We start from the raw sequence: 22,601 nt of genomic DNA, 5'->3' as shown, positions 1-22,601 counted from the left end.
CTCCCGATAGCGGTGTGGGAGCCACTGCATTGGTTGACTGACACACATTGCTCTCATCTTCACAGGGCAGGTCCATTCAGCCATTCCTGGTTCAGGGTGTCGGTATCGCCCAAGTACTCCAGCAACCAGGCCATGGCCGGGGACAGTTTGTTCTGTGCCCACGCCACGCACGACGGGCTGGCCGGGAACGGCCGGCTCAATTGCAGCGCCACCAACTCGCCGCGTTCTATCCACGGCAACACCTGATGCGCAGGCGCCATGCCGACGCACAGGCCGTCGCGCAGGCAATCAATCGCCGACGCCCAGTTGGGCACCACCAGCCGGCGCTGGTTGTCCAGGGTCCAAGTGTCGCGTTTGGGCAGGTTGCGTGAGGTGTCGGTCATGCACAGCGAGGCGAACGGGCGCAGTTGGTCGTCATTCAGCAAGCCCTCCATCGCCGCCAGCGGATGTTTCGCACTGACCACACACAGCCAATTCAGCAAGCCCATGTCACGAAACGTGAAGTGGCTGGCGACCGGCACCGCGCTGGTGGCGCCGATGACGATGTCGGTGCGTTCATCCGCCAGGGCGTCCCACACGCCGTTGTACACCTCGTATTCCAGCAGCAGTTCCACCTCGGGAAACTGCCGATAAAAATCCAGCACCAACTGCCGACAGCGCTGCGGTTTGACGATGGAGTCCACGGCCACTTTCAACTGGCCGCTCCAACCATTTGCCACCTGTTGGCATAAGCGCCGTGCGCCGAGCATTTTTTTCATCACGCCGCGGGCCTCGTCTATAAACAGCCGGCCGGCAGGTGTCAGTTCGACGTCGCGATGCCTGCGCACAAACAGCGGCACGGCCAGCCATTCCTCAAGCTGACGCACCGTATAGCTGATGGCCGACGGCACGCGGTGCAGTTCCTGGGCGGCCGCGCTGAAGCTGCCATGGCGCGCCACCGCATCAACCACATCCAGTGAGTATTCGGACCACATTGCGTGTGCCTTCAAAATATTTGATAAGAGTGTCCAATTATTATCGCTTCACAGCAAAAATGTCAGCTTCATAATGGGCGCTAGTCAGCAAATAGTTTGATGGCAAAATTCACAAGGCTTCAATGAAAAATTCTTTTGGTTTTACCTGGTATTTGGCTGGGCTGAGCATGCTCGGTTATCTGGCCATGGACATGTACTTGCCCGCGTTCGGCGCCATGGGCGAGCAGTTGCAGATCAGTGCGAGCGCCGTGGGCGCCAGCTTGAGTGTTTTCCTGGCAGGTTTTGCCGTGGGGCAGTTGGTGTGGGGGCCGTTATCCGACCGCCTGGGGCGCAAGCCGATCCTGCTGATGGGCCTGAGCCTGTTTGTGCTGGGCTGCTTGGGCATGTTCTGGGTCGAGACCGCGCCGCAACTGCTGGCATTGCGTTTTATCCAGGCGATTGGCGTGTGTTCCGCCGCCGTCAGTTGGCAAGCGTTGGTGATTGACCGCTACCCAGCCGACAAGGCCCATCGTGTGTTCGCCAGCATCATGCCGTTGATGTCGCTGTCACCGGCGCTGGCCCCGTTACTGGGTGCGATGGTGTTGAATCACTTTGGCTGGCAAGCCATCTTCGGCGTGTTGCTGGGTGTGTCGCTGCTGTTGCTGCTCCCCACATTGTTCCTGCGCAAGATGCCCAAACCTCAGGCCCAGCCGGGCGAAGCCACGCGCCTCGGTTACGCGCAATTGCTGACGTCTCGCGTGTTCAGCGGCAACGTGATGATCTTCGCCGCATGCTCCGCGAGTTTCTTCGCCTGGCTGACCGCTTCGCCGTTCATCCTGGGCGACATGGGTTACAGCCCGAACGACATCGGCCTGAGCTACGTGCTGCCGACCCTGGCCTTCTTGGTCGGCGGCTATAGCTGCCGCAGCGCGTTGCAGCATTATCAGGGAAAAACCTTGCTGCCGTGGTTACTGGTCGCCTATTGCATCAGCATGCTCGCGCTGTATTTGGTCGCCACGTTGAGCGTGCCGACCCTGACCACCTTGCTGATTCCGTTCTGTTTGATGGCCCTGGTCAACGGCGCCAGCTACCCCATCGTGGTGGCGAATGCGCTGATGCCGTTCGCGGAAAATTCCGGCAAGGCGGCGGCGTTGCAAAACACTCTGCAACTGGGCTTGTGCTTTCTCAGCAGCGCGTTGGTGTCGTCGATGATCGAGCAGCCGCTGCAGGTTACCGTGATTGTCATGCTTGCGACCGCGCCCCTGGCCGTGCTGGGTTACTGGCTGGCCCGGCCGCGGGCTGCGCGTTCCAAATGGGCACGCGTCTGAACTGAATAACTGCACCTTGTTCGATTGATTGTATACAACTCTATGGACATTAAGTCTCAACATTGAATACAGTGAGGGCACAACAAAAACAGAGAACCCCTCACCATGATTATCCCGAAGGCGTCACCGCAGCGGCCGGAAGATGAGAATCTGGGCATCGCCGCCAACCTGGCTTACGGTCTGCAACATGTGCTCACCATGTACGGCGGCATCGTTGCCGTGCCGTTGATCGTCGGCCAGGCGGCCGGGTTGGCGCCGGCGGATATTGGCCTGTTGATTGCGGCGTCACTGTTTGCCGGTGGCCTGGCGACGTTGCTGCAAACCCTTGGCCTGCCGTTTTTTGGCTGCCAGTTGCCGCTGGTGCAGGGCGTGTCGTTTGCGGGCGTGGCGACCATGGTGGCGATTGTCGGCAACGATGGCGCCGGTGGGCTGCCGGCGATTTTCGGCGCGGTGATGGCCGCGTCTTTTATCGGGCTGTTGATCACGCCGGTGTTCTCGCGGATTACCCAATTTTTCCCGCCGTTGGTGACCGGTATCGTGATCACCACCATCGGCTTGACCCTGATGCCCGTGGCAGCGCGTTGGGCGATGGGCGGCAACAGCCGCGCCGCGGACTTTGGCAGCATGGCCAATATCGGCCTGGCCGCACTGACCCTGGTGCTGGTATTGCTGCTGAGCAAGATCGGCAGCGCGAGCATTTCGCGTTTGTCGATCTTGCTGGCCATGGTGATCGGCACCGTGATCGCGGTGTTGCTTGGCATGGCGGATTTCTCCGGTGTGGCTCAAGGGCCGATGTTGGGTTTCCCGGCACCCTTTCATTTCGGCGTGCCCACCTTCCATGCGGCGGCGATCATTTCCATGTGCATCGTGGTGATGGTGACGCTGGTCGAAACCTCGGCGGACATTCTGGCGGTGGGCGAGATCATCCACACCAAAGTCGACTCCAAACGCTTGGGCAACGGCCTGCGCGCCGACATGCTGTCGAGCCTGTTCGCGCCGATTTTCGGGTCGTTCACCCAGAGCGCGTTCGCCCAAAACGTTGGATTGGTGGCGGTGACGGGTGTAAAGAGCCGGTTTGTGGTGGCGACCGGCGGGGTGTTCCTGGTGGTTCTTGGCCTGCTGCCTTTCATGGGGCGGGTGATTGCGGCTGTGCCCACATCGGTGCTGGGTGGTGCCGGTATTGTGCTGTTCGGCACGGTGGCGGCCAGCGGCATTCGCACGTTGTCGAAGGTCGATTACCGCAACAACATGAACCTGATCATCGTTGCGACGAGCATTGGTTTCGGCATGATTCCTATTGCTGCACCGAATTTTTACGATCACTTTCCAGGGTGGTTCGCGACCATTTTCCACTCGGGTATCAGTTCATCGGCGATTATGGCGATTATGCTGAACCTGGCGTTTAACCACTTTACCGTGGGCAATTCGGATCAGCAGTCGGTGTTTGTGGCGGGGACTGAGCGCAGCTTGTGCTTCCACGATGTGGCGGCGTTGCGGGACGGGGATTACTTCAGCGGGGGGAAGTTGTTTGACGCTGAAGGTAATGAGATTCCTCTGATCGCAGACGTGCCGCGCAAAACTGCAAGGCCTGAAACCACTGAGGTTTGAACGGTGGGTTGCCCACGAACCCGGACCAACATACGCAGCAGATTTGCTTTCTGTGGGAGCGGGCTTGCTCGCGATACAGGCGCCTGGTTAATTCAGGCATACCCAGTTGATGCCATCGCGGGCAAGCCCGCTCCCACAGTTGACCGAGTTCGGCTGGTGAGATTGGGCCGTGAGAGACGCCCCGTTAGCCTGCCTTGAGTTGCTCACGCGGCAACGAACACGCCTCATCCAGAAACTTCACCACCGTGCCCATGCACGCTTGGCGTTCTTCCACGTGCGGCATGTGGCTGGAGTCCTCAAACAACGCCCAGCGCACCTCTGCGATTTCATCCAGGAACGGCTTGACCACCAACGGCGTGGCCTCGTCGTGGCGGCCAGAGATCACCAGGGTCGGCACATTGATCGCCGACAGCCGGCCAATCACGTTCCAGTCTTTCAAACTGCCAATGACGTGAAACTCCGTCGGGCCGCTCATCGCGTGGTACACCGTCGGGTCTGCATCCACTTGGGCAAACGTGCGCGCTACGCTTTCGGGCCACGGGTTGACCCGACACACGTGCTGGTCATAAAAAACCCGCGAGGCGGCAAGGTATTCCGGGTCTTGATAGGTGCCCGCGGCCTCATGCTTAAGAAGGGTTTCATGCACGCCTTCGGGTAGCAATTTGCGCAAGCGGTTGGCTTCGCTGACCCATGTGCGCATGCACGTCGGCGAGTTCGCCGGGATAAACGCGCGCAGGCCCTTGGGTTGGAGAATCGCGTGCTCGCTGCCGAGCATGCCGCCCCAGGATTGGCCAAGGATCGCGTAGTTATCGCTGATTTGCAGATGGTCGAGCAGGTTGTTCAACTCGTCGAGGAACAGCGCGATAGTCCAAAAAGACGCGGGCTTACCCGGCAAGTGCGTGGAGCGGCCATTACCCAACTGGTCGTAGTGAATAACCGCGTGGCCGCTGGCTGCGACATCCTTGAAGGCGTCAACATAATCATGCGTGCAGCCGGGGCCGCCGTGGATGATCACCAACGGTGTACGGCCGCTGCTCAGGTCGCCGGTAACGCGGTACCAGGTCTGGTACGCGCCGAACACCGCATAGCCTTCGGTGACTTTCTCGAAGAATTCCATTTCGTACCCTGCTCTGAAAAAAGGATCATGAGTACGATAGTCGGCATGCGAAGTTTAAGTAACTAGCAAAACAGCTAGGTTTTTCCGACAGCTCACTCTTCAAGCAAGCGGTAGTGGGTGGCGCGAACTACCGCTTGAACGCGGTTTTTGGCGCCCAGTTTGTGCATCGCCGACGCCAGGTGCAGGGTGACCACTGCCAGTGAGCGGCTCAACTGCGTGGCGATTTCGGCGGCGGTTAAACCTTCGGCGGCCCATTTCAGGCACTCGCGCTCGCGCTTGGTCAGACGAATATGCGGGTAAGTGCGCAGTTCTTTGCTGAATAACGGGTACAGCGCTTCCTGCAGGGCGTGCGTAATCAGGCTGAAATCGACCAGGGTATGCCGGGCGTCCTTCAATACGGTACTCGCCTTGCCGGTGCGCAGGCCGGTCAGCGAAGCGAAGCCGCCGCGCGGCAGGTGAATCGGCACGCTGACGCCGCAGGTCAGGTGGCGCTCATGCAGGTAGGAAGACACCGGCGCATGGCACGGATCAATGATGTCTTGCAGCGCGGTCTGGGCGTTGGCGTCGTAGGACCACACGAATGGCGACACCGTGCTCAGCGCGAGGTGTTGCACCGGGTCGATCTGGTAAAAACCTTCGCTGCACCATAAGGCGTGCCAATCGGGCGGCGTGTTGCGCAGTTCGAGCACCGAGGGCGTGATCAGTGAGCCGTCCTGGTCGATGGGCACCGGGGTGTAGTCGTACACCAGCGCATCAAAACCAAGCTGCTGGGCCAGAATAAACGTATGGTCCATCTGCTCATCCAGGCTCCTGCCCGGTGTCAGAGGGTTATTCAAGGCAGTTAGTTTGGCCAGCATCCGTTCTGCTCCCGAATTCATTTGAATCTCGACGTGCGGCACGTAGAATGCCACGCCCCGGCGAAGGACTGCCAGGCTAAACCTATAAGAAATACTAGGTTATGGACGCACGGCATCCTCGGTAATGTTGGCCTGATAAACGGCCGCTGCCTGCCAGGCCGATACAACACAAGGAATGTATGCATGTGGCGTGAAATTGACCCCGACCAGCAGTACAACGTGCAAGTCGACGGCCATAACCTCGTGGTCTACAGCTTCGGCGAAGGCGATGAGGTGCTCTTGTGTCTCAATGGCGGCCCAGGCCTGCCGTGTGACTACTTGCGCGACGCCCATGGCTGGCTCAAAGCGCATAACCTGCGAGTGGTTGCATTTGACCAGCTTGGCACCGGCGCATCAGCCAGACCGACCGACGTTTCGCTGTGGGAAATCAGTCGTTATGTCGAAGAAGTCGAGCGCGTACGCCAAGCCCTGAACCTCGGCCGCGTGCACCTGCTGGGGCATTCCTGGGGCGGTTGGCTGGGCATCGAATACGCCATCCATTACCCCGACGCGCTGAAAAGCCTGATCCTCGAAAACACCGTTGGCGACATTCCGCACCTGTCTCAAGAACTCCAACGCTTGCGCGGCGCCCTCGGCAGTGAAACCGTGGCCATGATGCAGCGCCACGAAGCCATGGGCACCCTCGATCACCCGCAGTATCAAGCCGCGATTACCTTGCTCAACTACCGCCACGTTTGCCGCTTGGACGAATGGCCCGAGCCGGTCAAACGCTCGCTCGGCGACTGGAACATGGGGCCTTACGAAACCATGCAAGGCCCGAACGAGTTCCTTTATATCGGTAATCTCAAGGATTGGAACCGTCTCGCCGAGATGGCCGCGTTCACCATGCCGATACTGATCACCACCGGCCAGCACGATGAACTCACGCCCGCTTGCGCCCTGCGCATGAAACTTGCCGCCAAACACGCCGAGTTACACGTGTTCCCGAACAGCAGCCACATGCCGTTTTATGAGGAGCCCCAGGCGTACTTCCCCGTGCTGCTGGACTTTCTCGCTCGCCACCGGGGCTGACGGATGAACCTGGCGCGTTACCGATTTGTACTTTCCCGGCCGCTGCAATTGCTGCCGGTGCTGTTTGGCATCAGCCTGATTACCTTTGTGCTGGTGCGTTCCATCCCCGGCGACCCGGCGCGTGCGCTGTTGGGCTCGCGCAGCACGCCAGACGCGTTGCTGAAAATTCGCGCCCAATACGGCCTTGATCAGCCGTTGTGGCTGCAATATTTTTACTTCCTCAAAAACCTGCTTAAAGGCGACCTCGGCCAATCGTTGCTGTACAAGGTTGACGCGCTGAAGCTGATCGTCACGCGCATCGAGCCGACCCTGGTGCTGGTGCTCGGCAGTGTGCTGCTGGCGCTGTTGATCGCGGTGCCGCTGGCAACGCTGGCGGCGCGCAATAAAGGCCGCTGGGCGGATACGCTGATTCGGTTGTTCACCACGGTCGGGCTGGGCATGCCGGCGTTCTGGCTGGGCCTGATGTTGATTTTGTTGCTGAGTGTGCAATGGGGCCTGTTCCCGGTGTCCGGCTACGGGCGCACCCTCGTCGATAAGGCTCACCACATGGTGCTGCCGTGTTTGACCATCGCCCTCGCGCTGTCGGCGGTGCTGGTGCGCAACCTGCGCGCGAGCATGTTGATGGAGTTGCAGGCCGATCACGTCACCGCCGCCCGTGCGCGCGGGTTATCGGAGGCTGCCGTGTTCCGTCGCCATGTGTTGCCCAACTCGCTGGTGCCGGCGGTTAACCTGTTGGCGGTGAACATTGGGTGGCTGATCAGCGGCACCGTGGTGATTGAAAGCCTGTTCGCGATTCCCGGCATCGGCCAGTTGCTGGTGCGCGGCATCTTTACCCGCGATTACATGGTGGTGCAGGGCGTGGCCATGGTGTTGGCCTGCGCGACGGTGGTGGTCAACTTTGTCGCCGACGTGGCGACGGTAGCGCTCGACCCACGGGTGAAGATGCAATGAGCAGCCGACCGCTGATTGCCCCGTGGCGTTTGCGCCTGCGCTTTGGGTTTCGCAACGGCCGCCTGACCGCCGCGTGGGGCGTGTTGATCCTGTCGGCGTGGTTCGTCCTGGCGCTGTTCGCGCCGTGGCTTGCGCCGTATGACCCGATTGCCCAACACACCGATTTGAATTTATTGGCACCCAGCCTGGCCCACCCATTTGGCACGGATAACTACGGCCGGGATATTCTTTCCAGGGTGATCTGGGGCGCGCGGGTTGACCTGCAACTGGCCATCATTGGCGTGATCTTCCCGTTCATGATCGGCACCTTTGTCGGTGCGGTCTCGGGCTACATCGGCGGGCGTTTCGACAGCGTTTGCATGCGCGTGATCGACGTGATCCTGGCCTTCCCGTTCCTGGTGTTGATGCTGGCGATCATGGCCATCCTCGGGCCGGGCTTGAAGAGCTTTTATATCGCCATGGCGTTGGTCGGGTGGGTGTCGTATGCGCGGCTGATCCGCTCGCAAATCCTGGTGCTCAAGGAAAGCGACTTCGCGCTGGCGGCCAAGAGCCTGGGTTTTGGCCATGGGCGCATTTTATTCCGGCACTTGTTGCCGAACGCCCTGTTCGGCTCGATTGTGTTTTCCATGTCTGACGCGGTGCTGGTGCTGCTCAATGGCGCCGCCGTGAGCTACCTTGGCCTGGGCGTGCAACCGCCGACTGCCGAGTGGGGCACGATGGTCGCCGAAGGTCAGGCGTTCATCACCACCGCGTGGTGGATCTGCACCTTTCCCGGCCTGGCGATTGTGACCCTGGCCATGGGGTTCAGCCTGCTTGCCGACGGTGTGGCGCAAGTGCTGGGGGACCGCTCATGAGTCTGCTTGAAGTGCGCGACCTGAGCGTGATTGCCAACAACAGCGGGCGCGATGTGACCCTGGTGGACCGGGTGTCCTTCGACCTCGCCGAAGGTGAAATCCTTGGCCTGGTGGGCGAGAGCGGCTCGGGCAAAACCATGGCCTGTCGCGGGCTGATGCGCTTGCTGCCGTCGCCCAATCTGCGCGTGCAGGGCGGCGCGGTGCGGCTGGCCGGTCAGGATTTGCTGCCACTCAGCGATGCCGGCATGCGCGCTGTGCGTGGCGGGCAACTGGGCATGATCTTCCAGAACCCCAGCAGCCATCTCGACCCGCTGATGCGCATCGGCGAACAGATCGCCGAGGGCATTCGCCTGCACCAAGGCGTGTCGAAAAAAGACGCGCGCCTGCACGCCATCGAAGTGCTGCGCCAGGTCGGCATACCCGACCCCAAGGCGCGTGTCGATAACTACCCGCACGAGTTCTCCGGCGGCATGCGCCAACGCGCGATGATCGCCGTCGCGCTGGGCTGCAACCCGAAAGTGCTGATTGCCGACGAGCCGACCACGGCGCTGGATGTGACGGTGCAGGCGCAAATCCTGCGCCTGTTGCTGGACCTGCGCGACCAGCGCGGCCTGTCGATCATCATGATCACCCACGACCTCGGCGTGGTCGCACAAACCTGCGACTCCATCGCGGTGATGTACGCCGGGCGCCTGTGCGAACACGGCAGCAAGTATGCGCTGCTGGCGCATCCGCAACACCCGTACACCGCGGGCCTGATCGATTGCCAGCCCGCGCACAGCAGCGGCCACGCCTTGCTGCGCACGATTGCCGGCCAGCCGCCGTTGCTGGATGCGCTGCCCGCCGGTTGCCGCTTCAGCCCGCGCTGCCCGCACGTCGGCGCTGTGTGCACCGAGCTGCTGCCGGAAGGCGCGCGGGTGGCCTGCCACTATCCCTTGGGAGTTCGCCCATGAGCCTGTTGCAGATCAAGGACCTTGAGGTGCGTTTTGCGGCGTCCGGCAGCGGCCTGTTCGGCCTCAACAAACAGTGGGTGAGGGCGGTCAACGGTGTGTCGCTGAACCTCGCGGCGGGTCAAACCCTGGGGTTGGTCGGTGAGTCCGGCAGCGGCAAAAGCACCCTCGGTCGAGCGATTTTGCACCTCAACCCGATCAGCGCCGGGCAAGTGTTGTTTGACGGTGTCGACATGGCCCACGGCAGCAGCATCGATATCGCCCGCCTGCGCCACGAAACTGCGATGATTTTCCAGGACCCGTATGCGGCGCTGAACCCGCGCCAGACTCTGGGTGAAACCCTCGCCGAAGTATTACGCGTACAGCGCAAAGTCGCCCCGCAGCAAATCCCCGCCCGCGTGGTTGAGCTGCTCGAATTGGTGGGCCTGCGCCCTGAGTTGGCCAGCCGCAAACCCGGCTCCCTGAGCGGCGGCCAGTGCCAGCGCGTCGGCATCGCGCGGGCGCTGGCGGTGGAGCCGCGCTTGATCATTGCCGATGAATGCGTGGCGGCGCTGGACGTGTCGATCCAGGGCCAGATCATCAACCTGTTGCTGGAACTGCAACAGCGCATGAACCTGGCCATCCTGTTTATCGCGCATGACTTGGCTATCGTGCGTCGCCTGTGCGACCGCGTGGCGGTGATGTACTTGGGCAAAATTGTTGAAGAGGGGCCGGTGGAGGCGGTATTTACCGCACCGCGCCATCCGTATACGGCAGCGTTGATCGAAGCGATTCCCGAGATCGACCCACACCGGCGCTTGCCTGCGCAGCCATTGCCCGGTGAGCCGCCGAGCCCGCTGAATTTGCCCACAGGCTGCGCCTTTCACCCACGCTGCCGACACGCCCGGAGCATGTGTTCCGTGGTGTTGCCGCCGACCCATTTCCTGCACGAGCATCGGTACAGTTGCGTGCTTGAAGAGCCTTTGCTTTGACCCATTTCTGCCATTCATAGACAAGGAGTTATGACATGCAATCCCGTCACTTGAAATTGCTCGCCGCCGTTACATTGACCGCCTGGTCGCTCACCGCCGGGTTGGCGAACGCCGCCGGCGTGTTGACCATCGGTTGCCGTGAAGACAGCACCACCTTTGACCCGATCAAAAGTGCGCAGAACCGCGACACATGGGTGTTCGCCAACGTCTACGACACGCTGGTACGCGTGGACAACCTGGGCACGAAGATGGAACCGGGCCTGGCACAAAGCTGGGAGATTTCTGCGGACGGCCTGACCTACACCTTTAAACTGCGCGATGCGAAGTTCTCCGACGGTTCGCCGATTACCGCCGAAGACGCCGCGTTCAGCCTGTTGCGTATCCGCGACAACAAGGCCTCGCTGTGGAGCGACCCGTTCAGCCTGATCAGCACCGCGATGGCCAGCGACCCGCAAACCCTGGTGGTCACCCTGAAAACCCCGGCAGTGGCGTTCCTCTCGCAATTGGCCTCGCCGACGGTGTCGATCCTGTCGGAAAAAGCCATGACCAAGATGGGCGAAGACGCCTACTCGGAAAACCCGGTGACCTCCGGCGCGTTTACCGTGGAGGAATGGCGCAAGGGTGACCGCGTCATCCTCAAGAAGAACCCGAACTTCTGGCAGGCCAAGAACGTGAGCCTGGATGGCGTGGAATGGGTGTCGGTGACCGACGACAATACGCGCATGCGTATGGTGCAGAACAACGAACTCGACACAGCGATCTTTGTACCGTTTTCGCGTGTAGAAGAGCTGAAAAAAGACCAGAACGTGGTGATCCACGCCGACCCGTCCACCCGTGAAGACCACTTGCTGATCAACCACGCCCATGGCCTGCTGGCCAAACAGGAAGTGCGTGAAGCGTTGGACATGGCCATCGACAAACAATCGCTGGTCAAGACCGCCACGTACGGTCAGGGCACCGTGGCCTATTCCTACATTCCCAAAGGTTCGCTGTACCACTACGCCAACAACCTGCAACGCCCGTATGACCCCGCGGCCGCCAAGAAGCTGTTGGCCGCTGCCGGTGCGCAGGACTTGAAGCTCAACTACGTGGTTAACGCCGGCAACGAGGCCGACGAGCAGATTGCGGTGATCATCAAGGACCAGTTGGCCAAGGTCGGCGTAACCGCCAACTTGCAGAAGGTTGACCCGACCCAAAGCTGGCAGATGCTGGTGGACGGTGAGTACGATATTTCGGTGATGTACTGGACCAACGATATTCTCGACCCGGACCAGAAGACCACCTTCGTGTTGGGCCACGACACCAACCAGAACTACATGACCCGTTACAAGAACGACAAGGTCAAGGCGCTGGTGACGGCGGCACGCATCGAGGCCGACCCGGTGAAGCGTGAGCAGATGTATGTCGAGCTGCAGAAACTGGCGAAACAGGACGTGAACTGGATCGACTTGTACTACAGCCCCTACATCAACATCTCTCGCAAGAATGTGAGCAATTTCCTGCAGAACCCATTGGGCCGTTTCACCCTGGAAGACGTGGTCAAAAACTAAGATCCCAACAGCGCTGCAATACGGCCATCCCGGTTTAACGCGGCGCTTATCAGATCAAAAGCGACTTTTGCATACTCAGCACGTCTGCTTTTTGTGGGAGCGGGCTTGCTCGCGATTGCGCTGTGTCAGTTGAAAAAATACTTATTTGGCACAGCGTAATCGCGAGCAAGCCCGCGCCCACAGGGAATAGCTTATTTGTCGTTTGATGAGCGCTGTGTCAGTTTTTATTGCGCATCAAACGCCTGCCCATTGATGCCGGTGCTGTCCGGCCCCATCAGGTACAGGTACACCGGCATGATCTCTTCCGGCGCCGGCCTTTCCATCGGGTTTTCACCGGGGTACGCCTGGGCGCGCATGCTGGTGCGTGTGCCACCCGGATTGATGCTGTTGGCGCGAACCGACGCCACCTCGTCCAGCTCATCGGCCAGGGTTTGCATCAGGCCTTCGGTGGCAAACTTCGACACGCCATAAGCGCCCCAATACGCACGGCCCTTGCGCCCGACGCTGCTGGAGGTGAACACCACCGACGCATCCTGAGACAGCTTGAGCAGCGGCAGCAAGGTGTTGGTCAGCATGAACATCGCGTTGACGTTGACGTGCATCACCCGCATGAAATTCTCACCGGACAACTGCTCGATCGGCGTGCGTGGGCCGATGATCGAGGCGTTGTGCAGCAGGCCGTCGAGGCGGCCGAAGGCCTTTTCGATCATCGCTGCCAGTTCATCATATTGATGCGGCAGGGCGGTCTCCAGGTTGAATGGAATCACCACCGGTTGTGGCTGGCCGGCCGCTTCGATCTCGTCATACACCTGAGCCAGGTTGGCCTCGGTCTTGCCCAGCAACAGCACGGTGGCGCCATGCGCGGCATAGGTTTTCGCCGCCGCCGCGCCAATCCCGCGCCCGGCACCGGTCACCAGAATCACCCGGCCTTTGAGCAGTTCTGGACGTGCGGAGTAATCAAACATACATAACCTCGACAAAACTCAGTGGGTTGCCAGCAACGAACTTGAAAACACTACGAATCCCCTGTGGGGGATCTTCATCTGTCATTAAGCCCCGTGAGCACTCAGCAACTGCACAGTGCGTTATCCAGCACCTTGCGCAGTTCCAGCGGGTGGTCCACCACCACATCGGCGCCCCAGTGGCGCGGGTTGTCGTCCGGGTGGATGTAGCCAAAAGTCACCGCTGCGGTGCGGGTGCCGGCGTCGCGACCGGACTCGATGTCGCGCAGGTCATCGCCCACGAACAACACGCTGGCCGGGTCGAGGCCGAGCATTTTGCACGCCAGAATCAGCGGCTCCGGGTCGGGCTTGCTGTTCTTCACGTGATCAGGGCAAATCAACAGCGCCGAGCGCTCGGCCAGGCCCAACTGCTGCATGATCGGCTCGGCAAAACGCAGCGGCTTGTTGGTGACCACGCCCCAGACCAGGTTGGCTTTCTCGATGTCTTCGAGCAACTCGGCCATGCCGTCGAACAGCTTGCTGTGGATCGCGCAGCCTTTGAGGTAACGCTCCAGAAACTCCTCGCGCAGCGCTTCAAAGCCGGGTGACTCCGGGTCCATCGAGAAGGTCACGGCAACCATTGCGCGTGCGCCGCCGGAGATTTCATCGCGGATGTGCTGGTCGTTGATCGGCGCCAGGCCACGGTCTGCACGCATGGCCTGGCAGATCGCGATAAAGTCCGGCGCGGTGTCGAGTAGCGTACCGTCCATATCGAAGAGAACCGCTCGCAACTTCACAGGCTTACTCCTCGCGCAGGGTCTGGATCATGTAGTTGACGTCAACGTCGCTGGCCAGCTTGTAATGCTTGGTCAGCGGGTTGTAGGTCAGGCCGATGATGTCTTTGACGGTCAGCCCGGCCTGACGGCTCCAGGCGCCCAGCTCGCTTGGGCGGATGAATTTTTTGAAGTCATGCGTGCCGCGCGGCAGCAACTTCATGATGTATTCAGCGCCGATGATCGCGAACAGGTAAGCCTTGGGGTTGCGGTTGATGGTAGAAAAGAACACTTGGCCGCCCGGCTTGACCATGCGAAAGCACGCGCGGATGACTGACGACGGGTCTGGCACGTGTTCGAGCATTTCGAGGCACGTGACCACGTCGAACTGTTCCGGCAATTCGATGGCGAGGTCTTCGGCGGTGATCTGGCGATACTCAACGTTCACGCCGGATTCCAACTGGTGCAATTGCGCCACCGCCAGTGGCGCTTCGCCCATGTCGATGCCCATTACGCTGGCGCCGCGCTGGGCCATGGCTTCGCTGAGGATGCCGCCGCCGCAGCCGACGTCGAGTACCTTCTTGCCGGCGAGGTTGACGCGTTCGTCAATCCAGTTGACCCGCAGCGGGTTGATGTCGTGCAGCGGTTTGAACTCGCTTTCGCGGTCCCACCAGCGGTGCGCCAAGGCTTCGAATTTGGCGATTTCGGCGTGGTCGACGTTGCTCATGGTGAATCCTCTAAATCTGATAAATCGGTTTGCAGGTGTCGAAGCGTGGTTTCAACACCTGCGTTATTCGCTGTGCCCGCTGATGCGTTGGCCCCAGGCAATGGCCGTGGCGGTCAACTGGGGTTCATCCATGCGGGTCAATTGCCGGTTGTCGAGCAACTGCTTGCCGGCGACCCAAAGGTGTTTCACGCAATCGCGTCCGGTGGCATATATAAGTTGTGAGACCGGGTCGTAGATCGGTTGTTGCGCCAGCCCCGACAAATCAAACGCCACCATATCGGCGGCCTTGCCGACCTCCAACGAGCCAATCTGGCTTTCCAGGCCCATGGCGCGCGCACCATTGAGCGTAGCCATGCGCAGCGCGCGGTGGGCGTCGAGGGCTGTGGCCGAGCCGGCGACGGCTTTGGCCAGCATCGCGGCGGTACGGGTTTCGCCCAACAGGTCGAGGTCATTGTTGCTGGCCGCGCCATCGGTGCCGATCGCCACATTGACCCCTGCCTGCCACAAACGCTCCACCGGGCAGAAGCCGCTGGCGAGTTTCAGGTTGGACTCCGGGCAATGAATAACGCTGGTGTTGCTTTCTACCAGTAACGCCAGGTCGTCCTCGCTGATTTGGGTCATGTGCACGGCCTGGAAGCGTGGGCCCAGCAAGCCAAGGCGGCCCAGGCGCGCGAGTGGGCGCTCACCGGTTTGCTCCACGGCTTGCTGCACTTCAGAGGCGGTTTCGTGCACGTGCATGTGAATCGCCGCGTCGAGTTCTTCGGCGATCACACGGATTTTTTCGAGGTTGGCATCGCACACGGTGTACGGCGCGTGGGGGCCGAAGGTGATTTTGATGCGTGGGTGGTGCTTGAGGTCGCCGAACAGCTCGATGCCCTGGCGAATCGACTCGTCGGCCGTGCTCGCGCCGGGAATCGGGAAGTCGAGGATAGGGATCGCGATCTGCGCGCGCATGCCGCTATTGTGTACGCAGTCGCTGGCGACCTTGGGGTAGAAGTACATGTCACTGAAGCAGGTGATGCCACCTTTTAGCTGCTCGGCGATGGCCAGGTCAGTGCCGTCGCGCACGAAGGCTTCATCGACCCACTTGGCCTCGGCGGGCCAGATGTGCTTTTCGAGCCAGGTCATCAGCGGCAGGTCATCGGCCAGGCCGCGAAACAGGCTCATCGCCGCATGCCCGTGGGCGTTGATCAGGCCGGGGCTGAGCAGCATGCCCGGCAGCTCGCGCACCTCGTTGGCGGCGAGCTTCAAGGCCGCGGCGCGCGGCCCGATGAACGCAATGCACCCATCGCGAATGCCCAGGCCATGCTCCTTGAGTACCACGCCAGCGGGTTCGACAGGTACCAGCCAGGTGGGCAGCAGCAACACGTCGAGCGGGGCGGCAGTGGGGGTCATCGCAGGCTTCTTCCCGAGGAACTATAAAAGAAGCGCGAAGTATACCCGAGCGCCTTGGCTGGCGGATCGCTATAATCGGCCGCTTTTGTTCATGAGTACGGGGTAAGGGATGCGCGACCGACTGTTGGCTGCGGAGAAAGTGAAGGCCATCGACTGGCGTGATGGCGCACTGCACCTGCTGGATCAGCGTGCCTTGCCGTCCCGGGAAAACTGGGTGGTCTGCACCACGGTCGAGGCCGTGGCGGCGGCCATTCGCTCGATGGTGGTGCGCGGCGCAGCGGCCATCGGTATCAGCGCCGCCTATGGCTTGGTGCTCGCCGCCCGCGCGCGATTCGCCGAGGGCGGTGACTGGCAGGCTGCGTGGGAAGAAGACTACGCGCTGCTGGCCGAGGCCCGCCCGACTGCAGCGAACCTGTTCTGGGCGCTGAACCGCATGCGTGAGCGCCTCGACCGCCTCAAGCCACACGCCGACCCGCTGGCGGTGCTGGAGGCGCAAGCCATCGCTATCCATGAAAGCGACCGCGAAGCCAACGTCGTCATGGCTCAATTTGGGCTCGATCGAATTCGCAAGCATCAGGGTAACCCGCAGGCGATCCTGACCCACGGCAACGCCGGTGCCCTGGCCACGGGCGGTGTCGGTACGGCCCTCGGGGTGATTCGCGCAGCCTTCCTGGAGGGTTTGGTCGAGCAGGTCTACGCCAATGAAACCCGCCCGTGGTTGCAGGGTTCGCGGTTAACCGCCTGGGAGCTGGCGGGCGAGGGCATCCCGGTCACGGTGAATGCCGACTCGGCCGGCGCGCATATTCTCAAGACCAAAGGCGTGACCTGGGTGATTGTCGGTGCCGACTGCATCGCCGCCAATGGTGATGTGATCAGCAAGATCGGCACCTATCAGTTGGCTGTCTGCGCCATGCACCATGGCGTGCGCTTTATGGTGGTGGCGCCGAGTTCAACGCTCGACCTGCTGATCGCCTCTGGCGATGACGTCGCCCTTGAAGAGCGTGATGCCGGCGAGTTGCTGGAGGTACCGGGGCAGCGCCTGGATGTGGCGGCTTATAACCCGGTGTTCGACGTCACCCCGGCCGATCTGATTGATGTGATCGTGACTGAAAAAGGCATCGTCGAGCGGCCCGATGCGGCCAAATTGGCCAAGTTGATGTCCCGCAAGCGCTTGCATTGATCGCTGCGGCGCCTGTTGAATCGCTATCGCGAGCAAGCCCGCTCCCACACTTGATGTGTGAACACATTCAACATGTGGGAGCGGCTCTGCGATAGGCCGTTAAGGCCAATAAACCTTTCGGATCTGCCCCCAAAAAAACGCACGACCCCACCTCTGAGCCCCTCTCGTCGCCCTCAAGCGTATTATCTGCCAACTTACTATGCTCCATGCGCATCAGGGGGATAGGTGCGTGGCGGCGATTGTGATAACATCCGGCGGTTTCCAGGGCTGCCCCGAGGGGTTGCCTGTAACGTGCAGATCCGTGTCATAACTCGTTGATTTGTCGTAAGTCGTTGTCAGGCACTCTGCCGGCAGCGGCGAGCTTCGTTTGTCCCATAGGATGTGACGAGGTTTCACCCGAAAAAGGAATCAGGCTTCTCATGGGCGAACTGGCCAAAGAAATCCTCCCGGTCAATATCGAAGACGAGCTGAAACAGTCCTACCTCGACTACGCGATGAGCGTAATTGTCGGGCGGGCACTGCCTGATGCGCGCGATGGCTTGAAGCCCGTGCACCGGCGTGTGCTGTTCGCGATGAGCGAGCTGGGTAACGACTGGAACAAGCCGTACAAGAAATCTGCCCGTGTTGTCGGTGACGTGATCGGTAAGTATCACCCTCACGGCGACACTGCGGTGTACGACACCATTGTTCGGATGGCGCAGCCATTTTCCCTGCGCTACCTGCTGGTAGACGGCCAGGGCAACTTCGGTTCGGTCGACGGCGACAACGCCGCGGCCATGCGATACACCGAAGTGCGTATGACCAAGCTGGCGCACGAGCTGCTGGCCGACCTGCATAAAGAAACCGTGGACTGGGTGCCGAACTACGACGGCACCGAAATGATCCCGGCGGTCATGCCAACGCGTATTCCCAACCTGCTGGTCAACGGTTCCAGCGGCATCGCCGTGGGCATGGCCACCAACATCCCGCCACACAACCTCGGTGAAGTCATCGACGGTTGCCTGGCCCTCATCGACAATCCTGAGCTGACCATCGATGAGCTGATGCAATACATTCCCGGTCCGGACTTCCCGACCGCTGCGATCATCAACGGTCGTGCCGGTATCATCGAAGCCTACCGCACCGGTCGCGGGCGCATTTACATGCGTGCCCGCTCGATGATCGAAGACATCGACAAGGTCGGTGGCCGTCAGCAGATCGTCATTACCGAATTGCCTTACCAGTTGAACAAGGCGCGTCTGATCGAGAAGATCGCCGAGCTGGTTAAAGAGAAGAAGCTGGAAGGCATCACCGAGCTGCGCGACGAGTCCGACAAAGACGGTATGCGCGTGGTGATCGAGCTGCGTCGTGGCGAAGTGCCCGAGGTGATCCTTAACAACCTCTACGCCCAGACCCAGCTGCAAAGCGTGTTTGGTATCAACGTGGTTGCGCTGATCGACGGCCGCCCGCGCATCCTGAACCTCAAGGACCTGCTGGAAGCCTTCGTGCGTCACCGCCGCGAAGTGGTCACCCGGCGTACCGTGTTCGAACTGCGCAAGGCGCGTGAGCGCGGGCATATCCTTGAAGGCCAGGCCGTTGCACTGTCGAACATCGACCCGGTTATTGCCCTGATCAAAGCCTCGCCGACCCCGTCGGAAGCCAAAGAAGCGCTGATCAAGATGCCGTGGGAATCCAGCGCTGTAGTGGCGATGGTTGAACGCGCCGGCGCCGACTCTTGCCGCCCGGAGACCCTCGACCCGCAATACGGTCTGCGCGAAGGCAAGTACTTCCTGTCGCCGGAACAGGCTCAGGCCATTCTGGAGCTGCGTCTGCACCGTTTGACCGGTCTTGAGCACGAGAAGCTGCTGGCCGAGTACCAGGAGATCCTTAACCAGATCGGCGAGTTGATCCGCATCCTCAACAGCGCCGTGCGCCTGATGGAAGTGATCCGCGAAGAACTCGAAGTGATCCGCGCCGAGTACGGCGACGTGCGCCGCACCGAGATCCTCGATGCACGTCTCGACCTGACGCTGGGTGACATGATCCCGGAAGAAGAGCGCGTAGTGACCATCTCTCACGGCGGTTATGCCAAGACCCAGCCGTTGGCTGCGTACCAGGCCCAGCGTCGTGGCGGTAAAGGCAAATCGGCGACCGGCGTAAAAGATGAGGACTACATTGCTCACCTGCTGGTAGCCAACAGCCACACCACGCTGCTGCTGTTCTCCAGCAAAGGCAAAGTGTACTGGCTGAAAACCTACGAAATTCCGGAAGCCTCGCGCGCAGCCCGTGGCCGCCCATTGGTCAACCTGTTGCCGCTGGACAGTGATGAATACATCACCACCATGCTGCCGGTCGACGAATACACCGAAGGTCACTTCATCTTCATGGCGACCGCCAAAGGCACCGTGAAGAAGACCCCGCTGGAATCCTTCAGCCGTCAGCGCAGCGTGGGCCTGATCGCTCTGGAGCTGGACGAAGGCGACGTGTTGATTTCGGCCGCCATCACCGACGGCGAGCGTGAAGTCATGCTGTTCTCCGATGGCGGTAAAGTGACACGCTTCAAGGAATCCGACGTTCGCGCCATGGGCCGTACCGCCCGCGGTGTGCGCGGCATGCGCCTGCCGGAAGGGCAGAAGCTGATTTCGATGCTGATCCCGGAAGAAGGCAGCCAGATCCTCACCGCTTCGGCGCGTGGTTATGGCAAACGTACCGCTATCAGCGAGTTCCCGGAGTACAAGCGTGGCGGCCAAGGTGTGATCGCCATGGTCAGCAACGACCGCAACGGCCGTCTGGTCGGCGCGGTGCAGGTGCTTGATGGCGAAGAAATCATGCTGATTTCCGACCAGGGCACCCTCGTACGTACCCGTGTCGCTGAAGTGTCGAGCCTGGGCCGTAATACTCAGGGTGTGACACTGATCAAGCTGGCCAAAGACGAAAAACTGGTCGGCCTGGAGCGTGTGCAGGAACCGTCGGAAGTTGAAGGCGAAGAGCTGGAAGACGATGAAGCGCTTGATGGCGAGGTCCTCGCAACCGGCGATGAAAACGTCGACGAGCCAGCCCTCGATGCTGCCGCAGACGAAGAAGAACCGCAGGAATAAGCGGACACACAGGGGGCGGATGAAGATTCGCCCCCTTGTTGTTTGTCCGCACGGAAATGTCGACTGAATATGTTTGCGTGACCACCACCAGATCAAAGTGAGATTGGATGTGAGCAAGAGAGCCTATAACTTCTGTGCCGGTCCCGCGGCGCTTCCTGAAGCAGTCCTGCAGCGTGCGCAGGGTGAACTCCTCGACTGGCATGGAAAAGGCCTCTCTGTGATGGAAATGAGCCATCGCAGCGATGAGTTCGTGTCCATTGCCACCAAAGCCGAGCAGGATCTGCGCGACTTGCTGGGCATACCCTCCCACTACAAAGTGCTGTTCCTGCAAGGCGGCGCGAGCCAGCAGTTCGCCCAGATCCCGCTGAACCTGCTGCCTGAAGGCGGCACCGCCGACTATATCGACACCGGTATCTGGGGCCAGAAGGCCATTGAAGAAGCCTCGCGTTACGGCAACGTCAATGTGGCGGGCACCGCCAAGCCTTACGACTACTTCGCCATTCCTGGTCAGAACGAGTGGAAGCTGTCTGCGGACGCGGCCTACGTGCATTACGTAGCGAACGAGACCATTGGCGGCCTGGAGTTTGACTGGGTACCGCAAGTGGGTGACGTACCGTTGGTGTGCGACATGTCTTCGGACATTCTTTCGCGCCCGATCGATGTGTCCAAATACGGCATGATCTACGCCGGTGCCCAGAAGAACATCGGCCCGAGCGGCATTCTGGTCAACATCGTTCGTGAAGACCTGCTGGGTCGTGCGCGTTCGCTGTGCCCGACCATGCTCAATTACAAGGTCGCGGCCGACAACGGCTCGATGTACAACACCCCGCCGGCGTTCGCCTGGTACCTCTCCGGCCTGGTCTTCGAGTGGCTGAAAGAGCAGGGCGGTGTTGCCGCCATGGGCAAGCTTAACGAGGTGAAAAAGCGCACCCTGTACGACTTCATCGACGCCAGTGGCTTGTACAGCAACCCTATCAACGTGCCCGACCGCTCGTGGATGAACGTGCCGTTCCGCCTGGCTGATGACCGCCTGGACAAACCTTTCCTGGCCGGCGCCGACGCGCGCGGCCTGCTGAACCTCAAGGGCCACCGTTCGGTAGGTGGCATGCGTGCCTCCATCTACAACGCTGTCGACATCCACGCGATCAACGCGCTGGTTGCCTACATGGCGGAGTTCGAAAAGGAACATGGCTAATGTCTGATCAAGAACTCAAGGCTCTGCGTGTTCGCATTGACAGCCTGGATGAAAAAATCCAGCAGATGATCAGTGAGCGTGCGCGCTGCGCTCAGGAAGTTGCACGGGTAAAAATGGCATCGCTGGCGGAAGGCGAAGTGCCGGTGTTCTACCGGCCTGAGCGTGAAGCGCAGGTGCTCAAGCGCGTGATGGAGCGTAATCAAGGCCCGTTGGGCAATGAAGAAATGGCGCGCTTGTTCCGTGAAATCATGTCGTCGTGCCTGGCCCTGGAGCAGCCACTAAAAGTGGCGTATCTCGGCCCTGAAGGCACTTTCACCCAAGCCGCTGCGATGAAGCACTTCGGCCACGCGGTGATCAGCAAGCCCATGGCGGCAATCGATGAAGTGTTCCGTGAAGTGGCGGCCGGCGCGGTGAACTTTGGCGTGGTGCCGGTGGAAAACTCCACCGAAGGTGCGGTCAACCACACGCTGGACAGCTTTCTTGAGCACGACATGGTGATCTGCGGCGAAGTCGAGCTGCGCATCCACCACCACCTGCTGGTGGGCGAGAGCACCAAAACCGACAGCATCAGCCGTATTTATTCCCACGCGCAGTCGTTGGCCCAGTGCCGCAAGTGGCTGGACGCGCATTACCCGAATGTCGAGCGCGTGGCGGTGTCCAGCAACGCCGAAGCGGCCAAGCGGGTCAAGGGTGAGTGGAACTCGGCGGCGATTGCCGGCGATATGGCAGCGGGCCTGTATGGCCTGACGCGCCTGGCTGAAAAAATCGAAGACCGCCCGGACAACTCCACGCGCTTTTTGATGATCGGTAGCCAGGAAGTGCCGCCAACCGGCGACGACAAGACTTCGATCATCGTCTCGATGAGCAACAAGCCCGGCGCGCTGCATGAGCTGCTGGTGCCGTTCCACGACAACGGGATTGACCTGACGCGAATCGAAACGCGCCCTTCGCGCAGCGGTAAATGGACCTATGTGTTCTTTATCGACTTCATCGGCCACCACCGTGACCCGCTGGTCAAAGGTGTGCTGGAGAAAATCAGTCAGGAAGCCGTCGCACTCAAGGTGCTCGGCTCTTACCCGAAAGCGGTTTTGTGAGGCTTTAAC

The 22,601-nt window shown here is 60.7% G+C and carries 19 protein-coding genes; 12 read left to right on the top strand and 7 right to left on the bottom strand.

The features are described from left to right. Positions 1-59: 59 nt before the first annotated feature. Complete coding sequence (gene punR / locus F0169_RS20280; protein ID WP_058415871.1) at positions 60-974, bottom strand: DNA-binding transcriptional activator PunR; 915 nt, start codon at positions 972-974, stop codon at positions 60-62. A 122-nt stretch (positions 975-1,096) separates the two neighbouring features. Between punR and punC the strand changes: the two genes are divergently transcribed. Then, on the top strand, positions 1,097-2,281 hold the full coding sequence (punC, locus tag F0169_RS20275; protein ID WP_152747454.1) for a purine nucleoside transporter PunC: 1,185 nt from the start codon (positions 1,097-1,099) through the stop codon (positions 2,279-2,281). Between the two features lie 105 nt (positions 2,282-2,386). After that, a complete protein-coding gene (locus F0169_RS20270) occupies positions 2,387-3,889 on the top strand; it encodes a nucleobase:cation symporter-2 family protein (RefSeq protein ID WP_152747453.1) in 1,503 nt (500 codons plus the stop codon). A gap of 184 nt (positions 3,890-4,073) precedes the next feature. Here the strand turns inward: F0169_RS20270 and F0169_RS20265 are convergent, their stop codons facing one another. Beyond that, positions 4,074-5,006, bottom strand: a complete 933-nt coding sequence (locus tag F0169_RS20265; protein ID WP_122251414.1) for a proline iminopeptidase-family hydrolase — start codon at positions 5,004-5,006, stop codon at positions 4,074-4,076. 92 nt (positions 5,007-5,098) lie between these two features. Then, positions 5,099-5,863, bottom strand: a complete 765-nt coding sequence (locus F0169_RS20260) for a LuxR family transcriptional regulator (protein WP_152747452.1) — start codon at positions 5,861-5,863, stop codon at positions 5,099-5,101. Positions 5,864-6,046: 183 nt separating this feature from the next. On the opposite strand from F0169_RS20260, the gene F0169_RS20255 reads away from it, so the two are divergent. The 6 genes from F0169_RS20255 to F0169_RS20230 are packed head-to-tail and all read left to right on the top strand — an operon-like array spanning position 6,047 to position 12,210. After that, the gene (locus F0169_RS20255) at positions 6,047-6,934 is read left to right on the top strand and encodes a proline iminopeptidase-family hydrolase (RefSeq protein WP_058412946.1); all 888 of its coding nucleotides are present in this window, start codon (positions 6,047-6,049) and stop codon (positions 6,932-6,934) included. Positions 6,935-6,937: 3 nt separating this feature from the next. After that, the gene (locus F0169_RS20250) at positions 6,938-7,885 is read left to right on the top strand and encodes an ABC transporter permease (protein ID WP_099238839.1); all 948 of its coding nucleotides are present in this window, start codon (positions 6,938-6,940) and stop codon (positions 7,883-7,885) included. Further along, entirely contained in the window at positions 7,882-8,739 is an 858-nt protein-coding gene (locus F0169_RS20245) for an ABC transporter permease (protein WP_152747451.1), read from the top strand. The genes F0169_RS20250 and F0169_RS20245 overlap by 4 nt, the downstream gene beginning before the upstream one ends. Further along, positions 8,736-9,692, top strand: a complete 957-nt coding sequence (locus F0169_RS20240; protein ID WP_122251418.1) for an ABC transporter ATP-binding protein — start codon at positions 8,736-8,738, stop codon at positions 9,690-9,692. Before F0169_RS20245 ends, F0169_RS20240 begins: the two co-directional genes overlap by 4 nt. Further along, positions 9,689-10,660: an ABC transporter ATP-binding protein gene (locus F0169_RS20235; RefSeq protein ID WP_122251419.1), complete on the top strand. Its 972-nt coding sequence runs from the start codon at positions 9,689-9,691 to the stop codon at positions 10,658-10,660. The genes F0169_RS20240 and F0169_RS20235 overlap by 4 nt, the downstream gene beginning before the upstream one ends. 35 nt (positions 10,661-10,695) lie before the next feature. Beyond that, entirely contained in the window at positions 10,696-12,210 is a 1,515-nt protein-coding gene (locus F0169_RS20230; protein ID WP_152747450.1) for an ABC transporter substrate-binding protein, read from the top strand. 224 nt (positions 12,211-12,434) lie between these two features. Here F0169_RS20230 and F0169_RS20225 read toward each other — a convergent pair whose 3' ends face one another. The 4 genes from F0169_RS20225 to F0169_RS20210 all read right to left on the bottom strand — a co-directional run bounded on the left by F0169_RS20225 (position 12,435) and on the right by F0169_RS20210 (position 16,046). Further along, complete coding sequence (locus F0169_RS20225) at positions 12,435-13,175, bottom strand: YciK family oxidoreductase (protein ID WP_058412940.1); 741 nt, start codon at positions 13,173-13,175, stop codon at positions 12,435-12,437. Positions 13,176-13,276: 101 nt separating this feature from the next. Next, entirely contained in the window at positions 13,277-13,948 is a 672-nt protein-coding gene (gene mupP, locus F0169_RS20220; protein ID WP_058412939.1) for an N-acetylmuramic acid 6-phosphate phosphatase MupP, read from the bottom strand. A 4-nt stretch (positions 13,949-13,952) separates the two neighbouring features. After that, positions 13,953-14,651, bottom strand: a complete 699-nt coding sequence (ubiG, locus tag F0169_RS20215; RefSeq protein WP_058412938.1) for a bifunctional 2-polyprenyl-6-hydroxyphenol methylase/3-demethylubiquinol 3-O-methyltransferase UbiG — start codon at positions 14,649-14,651, stop codon at positions 13,953-13,955. A 63-nt stretch (positions 14,652-14,714) separates the two neighbouring features. Then, positions 14,715-16,046, bottom strand: coding sequence for a TRZ/ATZ family hydrolase (locus F0169_RS20210; RefSeq protein ID WP_152747449.1), 1,332 nt, complete (start codon positions 16,044-16,046; stop codon positions 14,715-14,717). Positions 16,047-16,155: 109 nt separating this feature from the next. Here F0169_RS20210 and mtnA point away from each other — a divergent pair, with 109 nt between their 5' ends. From mtnA to pheA, 4 genes are all read left to right on the top strand, one after another. Next, entirely contained in the window at positions 16,156-17,226 is a 1,071-nt protein-coding gene (gene mtnA / locus F0169_RS20205) for an S-methyl-5-thioribose-1-phosphate isomerase (protein ID WP_058412936.1), read from the top strand. A 419-nt stretch (positions 17,227-17,645) separates the two neighbouring features. Further along, on the top strand, positions 17,646-20,303 hold the full coding sequence (gene gyrA / locus F0169_RS20200; protein WP_152747448.1) for a DNA gyrase subunit A: 2,658 nt from the start codon (positions 17,646-17,648) through the stop codon (positions 20,301-20,303). A 109-nt stretch (positions 20,304-20,412) separates the two neighbouring features. After that, positions 20,413-21,498 (top strand): 3-phosphoserine/phosphohydroxythreonine transaminase, encoded by a 1,086-nt coding sequence (serC, locus tag F0169_RS20195; protein WP_058412953.1) that lies wholly within the window; start codon positions 20,413-20,415, stop codon positions 21,496-21,498. Beyond that, a complete protein-coding gene (gene pheA / locus F0169_RS20190; RefSeq protein WP_058412934.1) occupies positions 21,498-22,592 on the top strand; it encodes a prephenate dehydratase in 1,095 nt (364 codons plus the stop codon). Before serC ends, pheA begins: the two co-directional genes overlap by 1 nt. The last annotated feature ends 9 nt before the right edge of the window (positions 22,593-22,601 follow it).

This window comes from Pseudomonas kitaguniensis (assembly GCF_009296165.1).
Taxonomy (GTDB): domain Bacteria; phylum Pseudomonadota; class Gammaproteobacteria; order Pseudomonadales; family Pseudomonadaceae; genus Aquipseudomonas; species Aquipseudomonas kitaguniensis.
The sequence above is the reverse complement of the archived record's forward strand: the minus strand, read 5'-3'. Positions and strand labels throughout refer to the sequence as shown.

Coding starts and splice junctions, on each gene's coding strand:
- F0169_RS20265 (WP_122251414.1), bottom strand. CDS start 5,006: ATGGAATTCTTCGAGAAAGTCACCGAAGGCTATGCGGTGTTCGGCGCG.
- pheA (WP_058412934.1), top strand. CDS start 21,498: ATGTCTGATCAAGAACTCAAGGCTCTGCGTGTTCGCATTGACAGCCTG.
- F0169_RS20225 (WP_058412940.1), bottom strand. CDS start 13,175: ATGTTTGATTACTCCGCACGTCCAGAACTGCTCAAAGGCCGGGTGATT.
- F0169_RS20270 (WP_152747453.1), top strand. CDS start 2,387: ATGATTATCCCGAAGGCGTCACCGCAGCGGCCGGAAGATGAGAATCTG.
- F0169_RS20210 (WP_152747449.1), bottom strand. CDS start 16,046: ATGACCCCCACTGCCGCCCCGCTCGACGTGTTGCTGCTGCCCACCTGG.
- F0169_RS20235 (WP_122251419.1), top strand. CDS start 9,689: ATGAGCCTGTTGCAGATCAAGGACCTTGAGGTGCGTTTTGCGGCGTCC.
- mtnA (WP_058412936.1), top strand. CDS start 16,156: ATGCGCGACCGACTGTTGGCTGCGGAGAAAGTGAAGGCCATCGACTGG.
- punC (WP_152747454.1), top strand. CDS start 1,097: ATGAAAAATTCTTTTGGTTTTACCTGGTATTTGGCTGGGCTGAGCATG.
- F0169_RS20250 (WP_099238839.1), top strand. CDS start 6,938: ATGAACCTGGCGCGTTACCGATTTGTACTTTCCCGGCCGCTGCAATTG.
- punR (WP_058415871.1), bottom strand. CDS start 974: ATGTGGTCCGAATACTCACTGGATGTGGTTGATGCGGTGGCGCGCCAT.
- gyrA (WP_152747448.1), top strand. CDS start 17,646: ATGGGCGAACTGGCCAAAGAAATCCTCCCGGTCAATATCGAAGACGAG.
- F0169_RS20260 (WP_152747452.1), bottom strand. CDS start 5,863: ATGCTGGCCAAACTAACTGCCTTGAATAACCCTCTGACACCGGGCAGG.
- F0169_RS20240 (WP_122251418.1), top strand. CDS start 8,736: ATGAGTCTGCTTGAAGTGCGCGACCTGAGCGTGATTGCCAACAACAGC.
- F0169_RS20230 (WP_152747450.1), top strand. CDS start 10,696: ATGCAATCCCGTCACTTGAAATTGCTCGCCGCCGTTACATTGACCGCC.
- F0169_RS20245 (WP_152747451.1), top strand. CDS start 7,882: ATGAGCAGCCGACCGCTGATTGCCCCGTGGCGTTTGCGCCTGCGCTTT.
- ubiG (WP_058412938.1), bottom strand. CDS start 14,651: ATGAGCAACGTCGACCACGCCGAAATCGCCAAATTCGAAGCCTTGGCG.
- F0169_RS20255 (WP_058412946.1), top strand. CDS start 6,047: ATGTGGCGTGAAATTGACCCCGACCAGCAGTACAACGTGCAAGTCGAC.